Raw genomic sequence first — 16,385 nt, forward strand, 5'->3', positions numbered from 1 at the left:
TTTATTTTGAGACACCCTGCTCATTAAAAATACATATTATTTTACTTATCATATTATTTTAAAATCATTTTTTACATCATATACTTGATACTTAAATTCTAAAAAATAATGAGCGCCTTAAATGGACATGCTGAACTCCCCTTTTTTTGAACTCTCTCCCGTTGCCATGTGGCTGGAAGACTATAGTGAAATCAAAAAACAATTTGATCTTTGGCGTAGTCAGGGCGTGCAAGATCTGTTCAGTTTCCTGCAAGAAGATGAATCGCGTATTCTTGCATGCGCAAAAAAAATTAAATTATTAAAGGTCAATTCTAAAACCCTTGAACTTTATCAGGCCAATGACTTTGAACATCTATCGCAAAACCTGCAATTAGTCTTTAAAGAAGATATGGCAAAAACCCATATCCACGAACTGGTTGCGTTGTGGAATGGTGAAACTCGTTTTTCCAATTCTGCTGTAAACTATACCTTGACTGGAAAGCGCCTGGATATCCAGCTCAAAGGCATTGTACTGCCGCAACATGAACAGGATTTATCCCTGGTATTAATTACCACCGAAGACATCACTTCTTACACTGAAGCCTGCCGTAAGGAAGAACGAAGCCGCCATCTGGCAGAGGCACGCTTTACTTATTCTCCAACCTCTCTTTGGATAGAAGATTTCAGCCGTATTAAAATTAAACTGGATCAATTGCGTAAATTAGGCATTGAAGATTTTGCCACCTTTCTGGATGTGCATAGTGAGTTTGTCATTGAATGCATCAAGGAAATTAAAGTGATTGATGTCAATCAAGCCACCCTCGATTTGTTTGGTGCAGCCAGTAAAGAGATTTTATTAAAAAATCTTCATAAAGTTTTTGCTGAGGAAATGGTTCGAACATTCCGGGAACAATTGATTGAACTGTGGAACGGTCATCTGCATCATCAACGTGAAGTAGTCAATTACGCAATTGATGGCAGCATTCGCCATGTACTGCTGCAATTTACCGTATTTCCGGATTATCTGGATGACTGGAGCATTGTACAGGTTGCCCTGACTGATATTACAGCGCGCAAAAAAGCTGAACATTATCTTGAATATTTAGGCAAACACGACGTACTCACCCAACTGTACAACCGTTCTTTTTATGTGGCAGAACTGAACCGGCTTGAACGCAATTTATTACATCCAATCTCGTGTATTTTTATAGATTTAAATGGACTGAAAATACTGAATGATAGCGAGGGACATGATGCAGGTGACGGTGTCTTACGGCGTATAGGCAACATCCTGAACCAATTGATTCAGCATACGCCCTATTCGGCCTCACGTATTGGCGGAGATGAGTTTGTCGTTCTTTTACCGGGTGCAGATGAGGCAGCCTTACAAAACTGCCTGCAAAGTCTGCAGGAACTTTTGTCGGTGGACAATCAATTTTATGCCAATCAGCCGATCAGCCTGTCTATAGGTCATGCGACAAATTTGCCGCATGAACGGATTGAAGATATGCTGAAGCGTGCTGACCTGGAGATGTATCACCAGAAAAAGAATTACTATCAGAACCATGATAGACGAAACCAACTTTCTGACTCGAATTAAATATCCAAAACCCCAGTTTAACGGCAATAAAAAAGCCATGGTCAGACCATAGCTTTTTTATTTTTATATGAAGAACTTAACGCTTGCCCATGGAACGGCGTGTACCACGTGGTGGCATCCAGGTACGATCAGCATAGCGCTGCGGTTTAGGGCGTAAATCTTCCAAGACTTCATCGGAAGAATTCTCATCTGCCTTTTTCATCGGGAAAGGTAAATTAACCAAGGGTTTTTTCTTGGGCGTATTTTGGGTGCTCATATGATTCACTCAAGGATTTCTGCAGCATATTGTACGGAAAAATGCTTCTCAGTGCGAGATAGGATTTTAGCTCATGGTGCAATCACTTGAGTCAATTGCTTTAGTTATGCCAGCGATGATCTGTTTTTAACTACATCGTCATCAGCATTGACCACATCAGCCCCTATATCAACGCTATTAATGCATTAAAAATATATAAATATCATCTCAATTCCTGCCTGTTATTAACCTACAAAAACTTTATCCATTAGCAAAAACAGCAGCTTACATAAAATTATTTTTCTTCATGTTCCTGAAACAAAACAGTTAATTTTTTACATGAATACTACCCGATTAATATTTTTGAGTAACAAAATGATTTTTCTCTAAATATAGAATAAGAAAAGTGAACAAAAAAAATGAATAATCGCAAAATGGACATGGAGTCCCTGAATGAAAAAAACGTTATTTTGTATGATGTCGTCTCTTGCTGCCCTACCCGCTGTAAGCTATGCCGATTCACATTATTTCAGCTTAAAAGATGGCGATGGTTTTAAACGCTTTTCTGTTTCTGTCGGTGCCCTACATGTCATGCCGCAGGGTAAAGCCCAGCCCTTTCAGGTGAATACAGCTGTTAAAAATGGTGAAGTTGTCAGGAATGGTGATATTCAGGTCGATACCGTACTCAACAATCTTAGTCCGGAAGTGAATCAGACTGCACTAGCCACCGTTTTAAGAGGTTTGGGCTTTTTTATCAGAGGTCAGCTTGGAAGCGAACTCAGTGGCAGCTCACAGATTTATGGGCTGGAGCAATGGAATAACCCGGGTACAGGCCTGGAGGCCGATGATGTCACAACGCTGGGGATCATGACCAATTACTTCTTTACCGATAACCTTTCCTTTGAAATCAAGGCCGGCATTCCACCCAAAGTTGACTTACAGGGTAAAGGAAAAATTTATGCCCCCTTCTCTGCTGTGGCAACACCGCAAATTGGTAACTTGCCTTTAGAATTCCTCAACATTGATCTGCAAAACAATATCTTTATTACCGATTTAGAAGCTCATGGACCTGCTGCCTCGGCTCGTGCCTGGACACCGGCCTTTGAGTTCCAGTATCACTTTGGTAAAACCGGAGTCAATAAATTCCGCCCTTATGTTGGTTTAGGTTTGATGTATACTTATTTCAATGAACTGGAAATCAATCCGCGTACAGAACAGGACTTGATTGCAGCTGGTCATATGATTGCCAACATCAAACAAGGCAATGCCGGAGCTTCACTGGAAGCTAAACCGAGTAAAGCCAATCCTCAAGTCAACCTTGAAGCAACGGATGTTATTGCCCCAATTGCAACTGTCGGTTTCACCTATGATTTTAATGAGCGCTGGTTCGCAGTGGGTTCCGTGTCTTATGCACATCTGAAAAATGAAACCACGATTACAGTAGCTGATGAACAATTAGGTAGATTAATTACCTCCAAAGCAGATATTGAAGTCAACCCGATACTTGCTTATGCGGGGATCGGTATGCGTTTCTAAGTTTTCAATAATCCAAAGACGGCTTTATGTCGTCTTTTTTGTATTTATAAAACTTTCTATAACTTAATTTTATCTTTTGTTGAAATTTAATTTAATCGCCTCGTCCTTTATAATCGAATAACATAGCCACAACACAACTCCGCATGGATGAAATATGTCAGACACCCGTTTTTCCAAACCTCTGATTTACATGTTAATTGGAAGTGCCGTTATTCTGGCTTTATCTTTGGGTGTCCGTCATGCATTTGGTTTATATCTTGTTCCTATGAGCCATGAGTTTGGCTGGGGACATAATGTCTTTAGTCTTGCCATTGCCATGCAAAACCTGATTTGGGGTGCAGTACAACCCATTACCGGAGTTTTTGCCGATAAATATGGCAGTAAAATTGTAGTTGCTATTGGTGGTGCACTTTATACCCTTGGCCTGTTGCTGATGGCCGTCAGCTCCAGCGGCTTGCTGCTGAATTTAAGCGTCGGTTTAATTTTAGGTCTGGCACTTTCTGCGACCTCTTTTCCCATATTGCTTTCTGCTGTGGGGCGTGCCGCACATCCTGAAAAACGCAGTCTGGCGATGGGTATTGCCAGTGCAGCAGGCTCTTTTGGTCAATTTAGCATGCTGCCATCGACCCTGCTGCTTTTACAAAGTGTCGGCTGGTCAGCTGCATTGATGGTCAGTGCCATTTTAATTGCCTTCATTATTCCATTGGCGTGGACTTTAAAAGCGCCTGCTTATACGCCTGCGAATGTTTCGGCTGCCATCCCAACACCGGCATTAAGTATCAAAGAAATTCTGAGGATTGCCAAAAATCATAAACCGTTCTGGTTCCTGTCTTTAGGCTTTTTTGTCTGCGGTTTTCAGGTGGTGTTTATTGGTATTCATTTACCGGGTTACCTGATTGATCATGGTTTTGATGCCACCACAGGCACAGTATTTCTGGCTCTGGTCGGTTTATTTAATATTGTCGGTACTTATACCGCAGGCTGGCTGGGTGGAAAATACTCAAAACCTCACTTGCTGATGGGTTTATATGGCCTGCGTGGTATTGCCATTATTGGCTTTTTATTGCTGCCTTTGAGTACATGGACAATTTACAGCTTTGGCATCATTATGGGCTTATTGTGGTTGTCTACGGTTCCCCTCACCAATGGTATTGTGGCAAATATGTTTGGCATAAAATATCTGTCCATGCTCAGTGGTATCGTGTTTTTTACCCATCAGGTTGGTTCGTTCTTTGGTGGCTGGCTGGGGGGTGTCAATCATGACATGACTGGCGACTACAATATGATCTGGATGTTTTCCATCCTGTTAAGTGTATTTGGGGTGCTGGTTCATTTCTTTGTCAATGAGGAGCATGTGGTTCATGACTGATTCTATGCTTGGACTTAAGATCTCGATTGCAGCAGCGATTGTCCTGTTATTGGCCATCGCCATTCTGCTTTGGGTCAAAACACCGCAACTGTTTGAGTATTTCAATCAGGCCTTTTGCGCGCATTAATGCTGAAATATCAGCAGTGAAAACAGCAAAAAGCCTGCTTTGTTTTGCTGTTTATATTAAAAGCTGAACAATCATCAATTTAAGTGTTTTTCACTCGGATTTCATAAGCTTAGAAACTATTTTGATTTTATCTTTTATTCTGGATTGCTTAGATTTTACTTCAACGTAAAAACATCAGAGCAAAACAATGACGGCACTTACCCAACTTTCTCAGGCAATACATGATGCACCGCGCTGGCATCAGGCCGAACAATTTCAAAACCCGCAAGATATTACTATTGTGCCCTTAGAAGGTGAAGCTCTAGGCGCTGTAGTTTTTGGCCTGGATGCACGTAAAGCCCAAGCGGGTGAAACCATTTACCGCCTGAAGCAGGCACTGGCCGAACATCTCATTTTAATTTTCAAAAACCAGCGCTTGGACGATTTACAGTATTTGGCCTTTGCCAGCTATTTTGGTTCCATTTTCCGCCCAAGTGCAGATAATCCGGTACTTGCCACCCAAACAGATACCGGTACACCACCCGATGTCGTGCCCGTTTCCAATGCTGTGGGACAGGGTGATTACACCGGCTATGGTGAACTTTCGCCGCATGCCGATCACCAATGGACGCCACAACCGTCTTTTGGTTCATTGCTTTATGCCATTGAATTACCAAAAGACGGCGGGCAAACATCCTGGTTTAATACCATCCAAGCTTATGATGCTTTAGATGAAGCAACCAAACAGCATATCGATCAATTACAGCTGATTACCTATAACCCCTTTGTTCGTCGACAATACCTGAAAGACAATGACAATAATGGTTATGGCAGCAGTCCTCTATATCGCTTTAAAGATCAGCCGATTATTGGTCATGCCTATCCTCATCCACTGGTGCGTACCCATCCTGAGAGTGGTCGTAAAGCGCTCTGGTTAAATACCCATTCCGAGGTGGAACTGGTCAATGATGATGATCAGGCTGGCAGTGAATTGATTGCTTCATTGCGCGAACATCTGTTAAAACCTGAATTTCGCTATGAACATCAATGGCAACAGGGCGATATCGTATTTTGGGATAATCAGGTCACTCTGCATTCACGCAAACCTTTTCCCAGTGAGCAGCGCCGTTTGCTAAAACGTATCAGTCTGGCAGGTGGTCGGCCTTATTAACGGATTCATCCATCTGAAATAATAACAATAAACAATAGCTGAAAAATTACTCCACAGCATCATGACCTCATCTACATTTACGAATAGGCAAAATCGTAAATAAAATAAAAAATGCGTCATGATGCTGCAATTTTTTATTAACCCCCTTACCTTAGGATAGGCTCCCTGTACTTATCAGTAACTAGCGTGCGATACATTACATCAGGGATCATTTTCAATGATGGTCATCTTGTTTAAATATTTACGAGTTAAATTAAAAAATAAAAGCCCATCAAAAGTAATGACTTGGGATGGGCTTTTTCATATTTGCAATATGTATTGCAGGAAAACCATATAACAAGGTCAATCCGACCTGTTAATCTTGCCCGGGCTAAAACTCAAATATTTTTGGATCATTTCATCATGTCATCCCCTGTTCCCACGCTGTCAAATTTCAGCTTGTTTAAAATATTCCTCAGATTAGGCTGTACGGCATTTGGCGGTCCAGCAGCCCATCTGGTGTTTTTTTATCGGCGTTTTGTACAACAGCTTGGTTATCTGGATGAGCATCAATATGCCCATCTGCTGGCCTTGGCACAAATTTTACCTGGACCTAGCAGTAGCCAGCTGGGTCTTGCGATTGGCTATCAGCTCAAAGGTTATCGGGGTGCACTGCTGGCATGGCTGGGTTTTACTTTACCTTCGGCACTGCTCATGACCCTTGCGGCAATGCTGGGCATTCAATTTTCTGGTTATTTTTCTGTCGAATTTTTCCATGTGATTCAACTGATTGTATTTAGCGTGGTGGCATGGGCATTCTGGCAAATGTTACGTAGCTTTTGTAAAGAGCAATGGCAGTATGTATTAATGCTGCTGTCGGGCTTATTTGTCTATCTAGTTCCCATCAGTATCAATCAGGTTTTGGTGATTCTTTTTGGTGCTTTGGCAGGACTGATTTATCTGCATTATTTTCCGCAAAAAAATACCCCTAAACCCGTTACGGGCATCTCAATCACAGCTAAAAAACCTTTCGCTTATCTCTGGCTGATTTTATTTGCCTTGCCTTTTGTACTAGTTCCAGCGCTACAATATTTCTTTCCCAGTATTTGGCTAGACAGTTTTACCGGTTTATACCGCACTGCTTCTTTAGTCTTTGGTGGCGGTCATATTATTTTGCCATTTTTACAGCAGGACTTTGTTGCATCCGGCTTGGTCTCCCAGCAACATTTTGACCTGGGCTATGCCATTGCCCAGCTGATGCCAGGCCCATTATTCAGTTTCGCCAGCTATCTGGGTGCTTTATTACCCTTAAGTTCATCGGCAGTACTGAATGCCGCCTTTGCAACTGCAGTGATTTTCTTGCCTTCTTTTTTCCTCATTTTCGGCGCTTTACCTTACTGGTCGCGTTTAATGCAGTTTCCAGGTTTATTTCAGGCTTTGGCAGGAATTAATGCTGCTGTGGTGGGCCTGTTATTATGCCTAGTGGTGCAGATGGGTGAAAAATATGTACTGTCTGGCTTAGATATTGTTTTTATTATCGCTGTCATTGCATTACTTAAGAGCAAAGTTCCAGTCGGGCTGACCTTAATCAGCAGTTTCTTTAGCTATTACGGACTATTATGGTTATTGGATCATCATGGCTTTTTCTCATAACCTATAGAATACAGTGATCCACTATCTATTTGCCCAGTTTTTTATCATGCAGCATTCGCTTACTTAAAGCGGACACTGTTTACTTTTAATCACCCAATCTTTCTATTTTCTTTTTCTATTTCTGATTAGCTTATTGAGATATCAATTTCAGCCGATTCATCAGGAAAACAGCATGAATATAGTCAGCTTTTCAGATTGCGCCCAAATGTGTATGACCTGTTCTTTGACCTGTACCAGTTGTGCAGCCGCCTGTCTGGATGAAAATGAGATAGAGATGATGCGTGAATGCATTAAACGCTGTCTGGACTGTGCAGATATGTGCAACTTATGCGCCCGCTCTGAACAAAGAACCTCTGCCTTTATGCAGGAAATCTGTCAGCTCTGTGCTCAAATGTGCGATTACTGCGCCAAAGAATGCAGTAAACATGAAGCAGAACATTGCCAGCGATGTGCCGAAACCTGCCAGTAATGTGCGGCAGAATGCCGTAAAATGCCAGCCTAAATCCAAGTGAATGATAAGCAAAAATAGAAACACTTGATCTGCGGGTTTACACTAAGCGCTACTCCTCACTCTCATGCCCTGATGAGATATTTTGTCCTACAAAATAAACAAAAACCCGCAAGCCTTCACTTACGGGTTTCGCATCTAAAATTCAGAAAATCTTAGAATAAACGGTTCATACCATTCAAGGTTGCTACACGGTACGCTTCCGCCATGGTCGGATAGTTAAATGTGGTTTCCACAAAATACTTGATAGTATTGTTCGGGCTATTCATCACAGCCTGACCAATATGGATAATCTCGGCAGCGTTATTACCAAAGCAATGCACCCCTAACACTTCTAAGGTGTCACGGTGGAATAGAATTTTCAATTCACCTACGGTGTCCCCGGTAATCTGTGCACGTGCCAAATGACGGAAAGATGCCTGACCAACTTCGTAAGGAATTTTTTCTTCGGTCAATTGCTGTTCAGTCTTACCAATCGAAGAAATTTCCGGAATGGTATAAATACCTGTCGGAATATCCGTTACGGGTTTAACGTTCTCTTCACCGCTCATGTTTGAACCAGCGCAACGCCCCTGGTCATAAGCAGCAGAAGCCAGTGATGGCCAACCAATCACGTCACCGGCAGCATAGATATTTTCCACTTCTGTCTGGTACTGATCATTCACTGTGAGCTGACCACGACTGTTTGGGGTAATGCCTACATTTTCCAAACCTAAACCGTCAGTATTCCCCGAACGACCGTTACACCACAAAATAGCATCGGCTTTAATTTTCTTGCCGCTTTGCAAATGCAACACCACATGATCATCAAATGTCTCAAGATGATCAATTTGTTCATTATGACGAATCAATACACCCTGTTCACGTAAACGGTAAGATAAGGCATCAGAAATTTCATCGTCCAGGTAGCTGAGCAATTTAGGCTGGGTATTAATCAAATCAACTTTATGGTCCAGACCAATGAAAATGGATGCATATTCACAACCAATAACGCCGGCACCATAAATAATAATTTTTTGAATTGAATAATCCAGATCCAGAATTTTGTCTGAATCAAATACACGTGGATGATTGAAATCAAGCGCCGCCGGACGGTATGGACGTGAACCTGTCGCAATAACTAATTGCTGGAAAACAATCGTTTCTGTTATGCCTTCAGGGCTAAAGATCAATACGGTATTTTTATCCTGGATATAGGCACGACCATGATAAATATCAATCTTGTTACGGTCATAAAAACGGGAGTGTGTTTCCACCTGTTGCTGAATCACTTTATGGGCATTACGCAGCACCTGTTTCATGGTGAACTGCTTCCATTCGCCCACTTTCTGGAACATCGGGTCACGCTGGTAACGCAAAATGCTCGATACTGTTTGACGTAATGCTTTACTTGGAATGGTACCTACGTGTGTACAGTTACCACCTAATTGTTCACGCATATCAACAATTGCAACACGCTTGCCTGATTTAGCAAGTTTCATTGCCGCGCCTTCACCCGCAGGGCCTGAGCCGAGAACTACCGCATCGTATTTAACGAAAGTTCCACTAACGACCTCTTTTTTACGTGGCATTCAACGCTCCTATCTTCAATATTGGTCTATCTTGGCTATATTATGACGTAAATACTCGCAATTTTCTGTATTTACCTCACATATATTAAGTGATGACTACATTTATTAAATGAATATCCTTTTTACCCCATTTAGATTCAAGTCCGTTATAATGAGAGACCTAATATATCTAGTATCTCCCCCGTCAAAAAACAGTGGAAAAGTTGAATATGTCTGAAAACCGTAAACCTGAACAGGGTGTCAAACTTCGTGGCGCAGAGAAAGTCGCTCGTATTCCTGTAAAAGTTGTACCTACGGTTGAAACGCCACGCAAGCCGGACTGGATCCGGGTAAAAATGGCGGCTCCTGAAGAAGTTCAACGTATTAAAACCACGCTGCGTGAGCAGAAATTACATACGGTGTGTGAAGAAGCTGCTTGCCCGAACCTGCCAGAATGTTTTGGTGGCGGTACCGCAACCTTTATGATTATGGGTGATATCTGTACCCGTCGCTGTCCTTTCTGCGATGTGGCACATGGTCGTCCAAATGCCCTTGACCCTGACGAACCGCGTCATATGGCCGAAACCATTGCCAATCTGGGTTTAAAATATGCGGTTATTACTTCGGTTGACCGTGATGACCTTCGAGATGGCGGTGCACAGCATTTCGTGGACTGCATTAAAGAAGCCCGCAATTTAAGCCCGAATACCTTATTAGAAATTCTAGTACCGGATTTCCGTGGTCGTATGGACATCGCGCTTCGCATCATGACCGAGTGCCCACCGGACGTATTTAACCACAACATTGAAACGGTGCCACGTTTGTATAAAGCGATGCGTCCAGGTTCAGATTATCAGCATTCTTTAAACTTACTGAAAATGTTTAAGGAATACTGCCCGGACGTTCCAACCAAATGTGGCTTGATGGTCGGTATTGGTGAAACTGAAGAAGAAGTGATTGCATTGCTGGATGACTTAAAAGCACACGATGTCGATTACGTGACTATTGGTCAGTATTTACAGCCTTCTAAAGAACATGCACCGATTGACCGTTTCGTGACTCCAGAAGAATTTGAACGCTATACCGCCCACGGTCAGAAAATTGGATTCAAGAATATCTGGGCAGCCCCTATGGTTCGTTCAAGTTACTTTGCCGACCGTCAGTATTATGGTGAACCAGTTCCTTCGGTACGTCGCAAAACTGATCCTGCAAAAAAAATTGCGGTGCAGACCATTGAAGCTTAATTGAAAATCAGCCTGAAACCAGACTGATCAATAAATGCCAATCTAAATTTATTAGATTGGCATTTTTATTTTCAGTTTTAAAATGATCAGCCATAAAAAAATCCTCTACTCAAGTAGGGGATTTTTTTTAATGGAATAAATAAGAAACTTAAGCTGCTTGACGCGGCACACCACTATGGAAACGGAAAGTATCATCTTCTGAAAGGATTAAATTCTTTTCCACTTCACGGATATGCTCGATACGCCCCTGAATGTCTTCTTCCGGGTCTTTCATTTTAGATGTTTTGGCAACATCCAAGGCCAGTGCCAGATAATCTTCATAATGGCGTGATTCAGATTTAAGCAGGTAGCGATAATAGCGTCCTAACTCTTCATCAACCAGTGGCGCAAGTGCATAAAAACGCTCACAGGAACGTGCTTCCACAAAGGCACCAATAATCAGCACGTCAATCAATGCTTCCGGCTCGTAAGTACGAATTTCCTTGCGCAATATGCCTGCATAACGCCCTGCACTCACAGCTTTCCATTCCTGTCCGCGTTTGGACATAAATTCCAGCACCTGCTCATAATGCAGCATTTCTTCGCGTACCAGTTGTGCCAGCTTGACCTGCAAATCGGTAAAAAAGCTGTAGCGGAACATCAGGTTCATGGCTGTGCCAGCGGCTTTTTTTTCACAATTGGCATGATCCTGCATGAGCAACTCCAGGTTATTCACAGCTTCATCTAGCCACGCTTTTGGCGTTTCACATCCCAGGAAACCAATCACAGGTTTCATGAGATCATCATAATGGGTTGTCGACATAACTTTTAAACTTAAATCTTAACGTGCTGCTTTAATCACAGCTTTCATTTGTTGAACAGCTTGGGCCAAACCGACAAACACTGCATCGGCAATAATGGAATGACCAATATTAAGCTCATGAATTTGTGGAATTGCAGCAATTGGGGTGACATTTTCCAGGTTCAGACCATGCCCGGCGTTCACAATTAAACCTTTAGATGCAGCATATTCCGCACCTTTAACAATACGCTCAAGTTCATGCTGCTGAGCTTCTGCAGTTTCGGCATCGGCATAAGCACCTGTGTGTAACTCGATGGTTGGCGCACCGCAAGCGACAGCTGCATCAATTTGGGCAAAGTCAGCATCAATAAATAAAGACACTTCACAGCCAATAGCAGACAAGGCCTGAGTTGCGGCTTTAACATCTTCAAAATGACCCACCACATCCAGACCGCCTTCAGTGGTCACTTCCTGACGCTTTTCTGGAACGAAGCACACATGATGAGGCTTGATTTCCTTGGCAAATTCCACCATTTCAGCCGTCACAGCCATTTCCAGATTCATATGCGTTTTCAGCACAGGACGCATACAACGTACATCATCATCCTGAATATGGCGACGGTCTTCACGTAAATGCAGGGTGATACCCTCTGCACCTGCCTGTTCGCAAATTAAAGCAGCATTTACCGGATCTGGATAAGCGGTTCCGCGCGCCTGTCGCAAAGTCGCCACATGGTCAATATTTACACCAAGTAATGCAGCCATAACAATTACCTAACTATGTTTAAAATTAAGATTGAGATTGAGATTGAGATTGAGTATTTTGAATCCACAATTGACGGCTTTTCAGCGGTCGGTCGCCCAAAAGCGCGGTGATGATCTGCCGATACAGCTTAGTCAACAATTGTAACTGTTCAGGATTAAAATCCCTACCCTTTTCATAATCACGCATCGAAAGAATCTGCTGTCCAGATAAAGTCGAACGTGACTGTTGTACTGTAGGAATAAAACCATCATTGAGCTGAAACAGATAAGATTGTGATTCCTGAATTTTATGTTGCTGTGCATCCACTGTAAAATCAAGTGCATAGCCCAGTTCTTCTAAAAGTGCATGCTCGAACTGACGTAAGATTTGTCTTAAAAAAAGATCAGGATGCTCCTGCTGTGCCAATCGTTGCAATTGCTGCAAAGTCTGATGATATTGCACAAAGGTTTGTGGCATTTCCACTTCAACCGGGCACAAGCGCAGGATAATTTCATTTAGATAAAAACCGGAAAAGAAGGCATCGCCAAAAAAGAAAATCGGCTGATTGACAATTTCCAGCTTGGTAAAATTTTTAAGCTCCGATTTACCGGAAGCTTGCAGGCAAATCGGTTGGTATTGCGGCGGTGGAGTTTGCCTTAATATTCCATCCACGCGACCATGCTCCTGAGTAAACAGATGCACAATATGACTGCGCTCACGGTATTTACGATGATGGATTAAATAACCATGTAAGGTTTCATTGCGCATACAGGCTTAAGTCTAATCCTTTTTCTTTTCAGAATCAGATTCTTCATCATCCCCATCTGGAATAACGGCACCCACCACAGCTGCCGTACCTTTAACCACGCCTTTAGTGGTTTTATAGGCCACTTTGACAGGAACTGTAACAATTTTGTAAATACAGCCTTGCAGGAACAATACACATGCCACAACAGTCAGTACTTTCATCACTACAGCTCCTTTCAAAGTAAAACCTAGATTTTAGATATCACTATAACCCAAGCTTTTTAATGCACGCTCATCATCAGACCAGCCACCTTTAACTTTCACCCAAAGGGTCAACATGATTTTCTGTTCGAACATTTTTTCCATATCAGCACGCGCATCCATACCAATTTTTTTCAGCTTAGAACCTTTTTCACCAATTACGATGGCCTTTTGACCAGGACGGTCAACAAAAATGGTGGCATCAATATAGGTACACGCCGCTTTTGGACGACCTGTTTTCGCATTAATGGTCGCTTCTTCAGTCTTGAAAGATTCAATTTGCACGGTCAAATCATACGGCAGCTCTTCACCTAACTGACGCATGATTTTTTCACGAATCACTTCCGAAGCAAGGAAGCGTTCTGAACGGTCGGTGATTTGATCCAGTGAATAGAGTGGCGGCTGGAATGGCAAATACTTTTCGATGGTATTACGCAAATGTTCCAGATTGGCACCACGTAAAGCCGATACCGGTACGATTTCGGCAAAATTCATTAACTTTGCACGTTCCTGAATCAAGGGTAAGGCCTGATTCTTGTTTTCAAAAGTATCCAGCTTGTTGATGACCAGAATCACCGGCATTTCTGCATTTTGCAGTTTTTCCAGCACCAGTTCATCGTTTTGCGTCCACTTTTGCGCGTCAACCACAAACAGCACCAGATTGACATCACGAAGTGCAGAATGAGCGGCACGGTTCATCATTTTATTGATGGCACGTACTTCTTTTTTATGCATCCCCGGCGTATCCACAAAGACTGCCTGAGATTTTTCTCGGGTATCAATCCCCACAATCTTGTGGCGCGTAGTTTGTGGTTTACGTGAAGTGATTGAAAGCTTTTGACCCAGCAAATGGTTCATCAAGGTAGATTTACCCACATTCGGGCGTCCTACAATCGCAACAAAGCCACTTTTAAAGTCCGAAGGAATCGTCGTTCCTTGTAAACTGAAGAATTGATTAATTAAATCGTTACCGCCGTCTTGCGGTTCGTGATCAGCATCGATGTGATCGGAATGAGTAGTCATTAAGACTTTTGCTCCAATTGTTTTAAGATATCTGCCGCAACTGCCTGTTCAGCAAAGCGACGACTTGAACCCTCACCACACAATACAGGCAAGCCTTCAATCGTACATTCCACCTTGAAATGCTGATTCGGAGCATCGCCTTGAATATCTACAACGTCATAAACAGGGAGAGGTTTTTTACGTGCCTGTAAATATTCCTGTAAGCGTGATTTAGGATCTTTCAGCTGGTCTGTAGGTTCGATATGGTCTAAATATGGCGTGTACCATTTTAGCACGATGTCTTGCAAGACATTTAAATCGTGACAATCAACATAAATTGCACCAATAATCGCTTCCACAGTATCAGCAAGAATAGATTCGCGATGATGTCCACCCGATTTCAACTCACCCGTGCTGAGAATTAAACACGAACCGAGTTTCAAATCGTTTGCAATTTTGCCTAATGCTTCCTGACGAACCAGTGTGGCACGCATACGCGTTAAACGCCCTTCATTTTCATGCGGATAGGCTTGATACAAATAATGGGCAATGATCATCCCCAACAATGAATCGCCTAAAAACTCCAGACGTTCATAGTTAGTTTTATGACTAACCGATCGGTGGGTCAGTGCAAGCTGCAATAATTCAGGTTGTTTAAACTGATAACCGATACGGTTGACTAAGCGCATATCACTTAGTTTGGACTGACCTTTGATCAAAACTTTTCTCGAACTTTAACACTAAATCTATATTGAGTAAGAACGGCTTTCTTATCTCATACTCTTTTTTCACTTGCAGTCCATCAATATTGGTCACCTGAGCGATTTCATCAAATTTAAGATCGCGAACATTGTTCATCTCTAAACGTTGACTCATCTGACTTGCAAACTTTGAAGGATCGGTATCGGCCGGGCTACTTTGCAGCAACTCTGTAATCTGGCTATCTACAACCCGATCATCCCAGTACGGTGCCCAAACAGCGATGGCAATTTTTGCTAAGAAAGCAAAGCCAATGATTGCAATTAAAACTGCAATATAAGATGCCCCTTGTTGATTTTTACGCATTTGTTATTTTTTCCAATCATGCTCAATCAATTGCACCGTTGCGCTTAAACGACGGTAATTTAAATCCAGGTTCTTTATGCATCCAGATATAAAATGCACGACCTGTTAGATTCTGTTCCGGAACGAAGCCCCAAAAACGGCTGTCAGCACTCTGATCACGATTATCCCCCATCGCGAAGTAATGACCTTCAGGTACTTTCACTTCCCAATATAAACCATTTTCAGATGAATATTTACCATTTTCAACATAGTTGATAAAGGGGGCCTGACGGGCCACATTTACACCTTCAAGCTCACGCATTTTAAAGGTATGCTTGCCTAATGTTTCTTGATGGTAAATTGAAGTTGGTGTATCGAGAATATCTTTTTCTCGGCTAAATTCCACTGGAACTTTCGCCACTTTTTGTCCATTGATAATCAGTTGTCCATGATCATAAACAATATGATCTCCCGGCAAACCTACTACACGTTTGATATAACTGATGGTCGGTTGTGGCGGATAACGGAACACAATCACATCGCCACGTTCCGGTTCACCAACGTCAATGACTTTGGTATTGACAATCGGTAGACGCACACCATAGTTAAACTTATTGACCAGAATATAATCCCCCGTTTCCAAGGTCGGAACCATAGAATCGGACGGAATGTTAAACGGCTCATACAGGAATGAACGCAGCACCAGAACCACTGCCAGGACTGGCCAGAAGTCATATGCCCATGTGATAATGAAATTTTCATTCCCCTTACCTAAGGTTTGTCTTTGTTTGAAAACAAACTTATCCAGTAGCCACACCAAGAAAAAAATCAGCGTGACGGGAACGAGAATTAAATTAAAATCAAAATCCATGAGC

18 protein-coding genes are annotated in these 16,385 nt (G+C 42.4%); 8 read left to right on the forward strand and 10 right to left on the reverse strand.

Features of this window, described 5'->3' with window-relative positions; genetic code table 11:
- The first annotated feature begins 121 nt into the window (after nucleotides 1-121).
- Nucleotides 122-1,579, forward strand: coding sequence for a sensor domain-containing diguanylate cyclase (locus ABJ384_RS09580; protein WP_349927002.1), 1,458 nt, complete (start codon nucleotides 122-124; stop codon nucleotides 1,577-1,579).
- A gap of 76 nt (nucleotides 1,580-1,655) precedes the next feature.
- On the opposite strand, the gene ABJ384_RS09585 is transcribed toward ABJ384_RS09580, so the two are convergent.
- The gene (locus tag ABJ384_RS09585) at nucleotides 1,656-1,835 is read right to left on the reverse strand and encodes a hypothetical protein (protein ID WP_086199367.1); all 180 of its coding nucleotides are present in this window, start codon (nucleotides 1,833-1,835) and stop codon (nucleotides 1,656-1,658) included.
- Nucleotides 1,836-2,267: 432 nt separating this feature from the next.
- Between ABJ384_RS09585 and ABJ384_RS09590 the strand changes: the two genes are divergently transcribed.
- From ABJ384_RS09590 to ABJ384_RS09615, 6 genes are all read left to right on the forward strand, one after another.
- Nucleotides 2,268-3,350, forward strand: a complete 1,083-nt coding sequence (locus tag ABJ384_RS09590) for an OmpW family outer membrane protein (protein WP_349927004.1) — start codon at nucleotides 2,268-2,270, stop codon at nucleotides 3,348-3,350.
- Between the two features lie 154 nt (nucleotides 3,351-3,504).
- On the forward strand, nucleotides 3,505-4,719 hold the full coding sequence (locus ABJ384_RS09595) for an MFS transporter (protein ID WP_349927006.1): 1,215 nt from the start codon (nucleotides 3,505-3,507) through the stop codon (nucleotides 4,717-4,719).
- On the forward strand, nucleotides 4,712-4,846 hold the full coding sequence (locus tag ABJ384_RS09600) for a hypothetical protein (protein ID WP_349927008.1): 135 nt from the start codon (nucleotides 4,712-4,714) through the stop codon (nucleotides 4,844-4,846). The genes ABJ384_RS09595 and ABJ384_RS09600 overlap by 8 nt, the downstream gene beginning before the upstream one ends.
- Before the next feature lie 187 nt (nucleotides 4,847-5,033).
- Nucleotides 5,034-5,996, forward strand: coding sequence for a TauD/TfdA family dioxygenase (locus tag ABJ384_RS09605; RefSeq protein WP_349927010.1), 963 nt, complete (start codon nucleotides 5,034-5,036; stop codon nucleotides 5,994-5,996).
- Nucleotides 5,997-6,398: 402 nt separating this feature from the next.
- Nucleotides 6,399-7,628, forward strand: coding sequence for a chromate efflux transporter (chrA, locus tag ABJ384_RS09610; RefSeq protein WP_349927012.1), 1,230 nt, complete (start codon nucleotides 6,399-6,401; stop codon nucleotides 7,626-7,628).
- Nucleotides 7,629-7,800: 172 nt separating this feature from the next.
- A complete protein-coding gene (locus tag ABJ384_RS09615) occupies nucleotides 7,801-8,097 on the forward strand; it encodes a four-helix bundle copper-binding protein (protein ID WP_349927014.1) in 297 nt (98 codons plus the stop codon).
- A gap of 194 nt (nucleotides 8,098-8,291) precedes the next feature.
- On the opposite strand, the gene sthA is transcribed toward ABJ384_RS09615, so the two are convergent.
- The gene (gene sthA / locus ABJ384_RS09620) at nucleotides 8,292-9,707 is read right to left on the reverse strand and encodes a Si-specific NAD(P)(+) transhydrogenase (protein ID WP_086196133.1); all 1,416 of its coding nucleotides are present in this window, start codon (nucleotides 9,705-9,707) and stop codon (nucleotides 8,292-8,294) included.
- Nucleotides 9,708-9,916: 209 nt separating this feature from the next.
- Between sthA and lipA the strand changes: the two genes are divergently transcribed.
- The gene (lipA, locus tag ABJ384_RS09625; protein ID WP_349927016.1) at nucleotides 9,917-10,930 is read left to right on the forward strand and encodes a lipoyl synthase; all 1,014 of its coding nucleotides are present in this window, start codon (nucleotides 9,917-9,919) and stop codon (nucleotides 10,928-10,930) included.
- Between the two features lie 148 nt (nucleotides 10,931-11,078).
- Here the strand turns inward: lipA and ABJ384_RS09630 are convergent, their stop codons facing one another.
- From ABJ384_RS09630 to lepB, 8 genes are read right to left on the reverse strand one after another with little or no spacing between them, the layout of a single operon-like run.
- On the reverse strand, nucleotides 11,079-11,732 hold the full coding sequence (locus ABJ384_RS09630; protein ID WP_180042278.1) for a tRNA-(ms[2]io[6]A)-hydroxylase: 654 nt from the start codon (nucleotides 11,730-11,732) through the stop codon (nucleotides 11,079-11,081).
- Nucleotides 11,733-11,750: 18 nt separating this feature from the next.
- On the reverse strand, nucleotides 11,751-12,476 hold the full coding sequence (gene pdxJ, locus ABJ384_RS09635) for a pyridoxine 5'-phosphate synthase (protein WP_349927018.1): 726 nt from the start codon (nucleotides 12,474-12,476) through the stop codon (nucleotides 11,751-11,753).
- 25 nt (nucleotides 12,477-12,501) lie between these two features.
- Nucleotides 12,502-13,224 carry a DNA repair protein RecO gene (recO, locus tag ABJ384_RS09640; RefSeq protein WP_349927020.1) on the reverse strand — a complete coding sequence of 241 codons (723 nt, stop codon included), beginning with the start codon at nucleotides 13,222-13,224 and terminating at the stop codon, nucleotides 12,502-12,504.
- A 12-nt stretch (nucleotides 13,225-13,236) separates the two neighbouring features.
- On the reverse strand, nucleotides 13,237-13,428 hold the full coding sequence (locus tag ABJ384_RS09645; protein ID WP_166167159.1) for an NF038104 family lipoprotein: 192 nt from the start codon (nucleotides 13,426-13,428) through the stop codon (nucleotides 13,237-13,239).
- A 30-nt stretch (nucleotides 13,429-13,458) separates the two neighbouring features.
- Nucleotides 13,459-14,487 (reverse strand): GTPase Era, encoded by a 1,029-nt coding sequence (gene era, locus ABJ384_RS09650; RefSeq protein WP_180042271.1) that lies wholly within the window; start codon nucleotides 14,485-14,487, stop codon nucleotides 13,459-13,461.
- Entirely contained in the window at nucleotides 14,487-15,185 is a 699-nt protein-coding gene (gene rnc / locus ABJ384_RS09655; RefSeq protein ID WP_086196140.1) for a ribonuclease III, read from the reverse strand. Before rnc ends, era begins: the two co-directional genes overlap by 1 nt.
- On the reverse strand, nucleotides 15,157-15,531 hold the full coding sequence (locus ABJ384_RS09660; RefSeq protein ID WP_166167165.1) for a DUF4845 domain-containing protein: 375 nt from the start codon (nucleotides 15,529-15,531) through the stop codon (nucleotides 15,157-15,159). The genes rnc and ABJ384_RS09660 overlap by 29 nt, the downstream gene beginning before the upstream one ends.
- Before the next feature lie 22 nt (nucleotides 15,532-15,553).
- Nucleotides 15,554-16,381 carry a signal peptidase I gene (lepB, locus tag ABJ384_RS09665; protein ID WP_180042269.1) on the reverse strand — a complete coding sequence of 276 codons (828 nt, stop codon included), beginning with the start codon at nucleotides 16,379-16,381 and terminating at the stop codon, nucleotides 15,554-15,556.
- Nucleotides 16,382-16,385: the final 4 nt, after the last annotated feature.

Source organism: Acinetobacter sp. A1-4-2 (assembly GCF_040233925.1).
Taxonomy (GTDB): domain Bacteria; phylum Pseudomonadota; class Gammaproteobacteria; order Pseudomonadales; family Moraxellaceae; genus Acinetobacter.

What these genes read in the sequence shown, in the direction of transcription:
- ABJ384_RS09580 (WP_349927002.1), top strand. Translation starts at nt 122, where the DNA reads ATGGACATGCTGAACTCCCCTTTTTTTGAACTCTCTCCCGTTGCCATG.
- lepB (WP_180042269.1), bottom strand. Translation starts at nt 16,381, where the DNA reads ATGGATTTTGATTTTAATTTAATTCTCGTTCCCGTCACGCTGATTTTT.
- recO (WP_349927020.1), bottom strand. Translation starts at nt 13,224, where the DNA reads ATGCGCAATGAAACCTTACATGGTTATTTAATCCATCATCGTAAATAC.
- ABJ384_RS09605 (WP_349927010.1), top strand. Translation starts at nt 5,034, where the DNA reads ATGACGGCACTTACCCAACTTTCTCAGGCAATACATGATGCACCGCGC.
- ABJ384_RS09600 (WP_349927008.1), top strand. Translation starts at nt 4,712, where the DNA reads ATGACTGATTCTATGCTTGGACTTAAGATCTCGATTGCAGCAGCGATT.
- chrA (WP_349927012.1), top strand. Translation starts at nt 6,399, where the DNA reads ATGTCATCCCCTGTTCCCACGCTGTCAAATTTCAGCTTGTTTAAAATA.
- ABJ384_RS09590 (WP_349927004.1), top strand. Translation starts at nt 2,268, where the DNA reads ATGAAAAAAACGTTATTTTGTATGATGTCGTCTCTTGCTGCCCTACCC.
- ABJ384_RS09595 (WP_349927006.1), top strand. Translation starts at nt 3,505, where the DNA reads ATGTCAGACACCCGTTTTTCCAAACCTCTGATTTACATGTTAATTGGA.
- era (WP_180042271.1), bottom strand. Translation starts at nt 14,487, where the DNA reads ATGACTACTCATTCCGATCACATCGATGCTGATCACGAACCGCAAGAC.
- pdxJ (WP_349927018.1), bottom strand. Translation starts at nt 12,476, where the DNA reads ATGGCTGCATTACTTGGTGTAAATATTGACCATGTGGCGACTTTGCGA.
- ABJ384_RS09630 (WP_180042278.1), bottom strand. Translation starts at nt 11,732, where the DNA reads ATGTCGACAACCCATTATGATGATCTCATGAAACCTGTGATTGGTTTC.
- ABJ384_RS09615 (WP_349927014.1), top strand. Translation starts at nt 7,801, where the DNA reads ATGAATATAGTCAGCTTTTCAGATTGCGCCCAAATGTGTATGACCTGT.
- lipA (WP_349927016.1), top strand. Translation starts at nt 9,917, where the DNA reads ATGTCTGAAAACCGTAAACCTGAACAGGGTGTCAAACTTCGTGGCGCA.
- ABJ384_RS09585 (WP_086199367.1), bottom strand. Translation starts at nt 1,835, where the DNA reads ATGAGCACCCAAAATACGCCCAAGAAAAAACCCTTGGTTAATTTACCT.
- sthA (WP_086196133.1), bottom strand. Translation starts at nt 9,707, where the DNA reads ATGCCACGTAAAAAAGAGGTCGTTAGTGGAACTTTCGTTAAATACGAT.
- ABJ384_RS09660 (WP_166167165.1), bottom strand. Translation starts at nt 15,531, where the DNA reads ATGCGTAAAAATCAACAAGGGGCATCTTATATTGCAGTTTTAATTGCA.